The following is a 1,298-nucleotide window of genomic DNA, read 5'->3' on the forward strand; positions in this document are numbered from 1 at the left end:
GGGCGAGCACCTGGCCGCCGTCGGCGATGCGGCGCAGCCACCACGGGATGCGGCCCACGTACTCGTACGGGCCGACGATGACGCTCGGCCGGAGCAGGGTGGCGCGGTCGCCGAACGTCGTGGTGACGGCCTGCTCGCAGCCGGCCTTCTCGCGGCCGTACTCGTCGGCGCCGGACTCGCCGGGCGGCCCGTACGGCGTGTAGGGGCGGACCGGGGACTCGTCGTTCAGGGGTTCGGTGGGCCAGCCTGTGTAGACGTTGACGGTGGAGACGTACACGTACTGGTCGACGGACGCGGCCAGGAACCGGGCGGACCGCTCGACCAGGTCCGGCGTCATCCCGCTGGTGTCGATGACCGCGTCCCACGGGCCTGCGGCCGCCAGGTCGGCCATGTCGCGGTCGCTGGAGCGGTCCCCGCGGTGCGGGGCGACGCCGGGCACGTCGCGGCCGGACTTGCCCCTGGTGAAGGTCACCACGTTGTGGTCGCGGGCGAGAGCCTCCTCGGCTACCGCGCGGCCGAGGAACCACGTGCCCCCAAGGATGAGCAGTCGCATGGCCACGATCCTGACGCACTGGGGCGTGGCCCGGTAGGGGGAGCGCGTGATCCACTTCAAGCTGAGGGTGGGCCGGGGCGAGGATGATGATGATCAACGCTTGGCAACGATCCGCAACACGCGGCGTGGTTAGTAGATCTGTGAATCGTAGATTCGCTATAACTGTCTGCCATGAGTGGAAGTAGACGAGGACCTGACCCCAAGTGGGGGCCGATGGCGAAGTCCTTTCCCCTCCGGCTGCCCAAGGACCTGAGGACCATGGCGGAGGAACTCGCCAAGGCGCACGGGATGTCCGCAAACGAGTTCCTGATGCGCGCTGTGGCTGAGCAGCTCGGCTACCGCCTTGAGGCGCCGCCGAAGGCGTCAGCGCAGGAGCCACTTCCGCTTGTAGACGCGACGGCCGCATAGCAGCCGTGGACGACCCGAGAGGACTGCTTAGACGCTGAGGAGCACGTAGACGCCGAGAACGGCGTCGGAAACGCCGCGAGGGCCCCTGCGCTCGATCAACTGCCAGGAAGATTTGCGCAAGGACCCTCGTCCGCCCAACCGGCACGGGCCCGCCTTTGGCGTGTCTGAAGCCGGTTAGAAGCTAGGAGCAGAGTAATCGATGCTGCCCCGGCTCTGCCAGTCGTACCCGATTCCGGCGTGTCGGAACCGGGCGAAACCGGCATGGCCGCCCCGTACAACCTGATACCCGCCCCGAGTGGATCATCCACGTGGGAAGCGTTGCGCGCCGAGGCCGCGC

1 protein-coding gene is annotated in these 1,298 nt (G+C 68.4%); it reads right to left on the reverse strand.

Translation table 11 applies throughout. The annotated features are described in order from the left end of the window. Positions 1-553, reverse strand: a 553-nt coding sequence (locus ACWCSD_RS52675; RefSeq protein WP_449927497.1) for an NAD-dependent epimerase/dehydratase family protein, incomplete at its 3' end; no start/stop codon positions are given. Positions 554-1,298: the final 745 nt, after the last annotated feature.

This window comes from Nonomuraea sp. NPDC001684, from assembly GCF_053596515.1.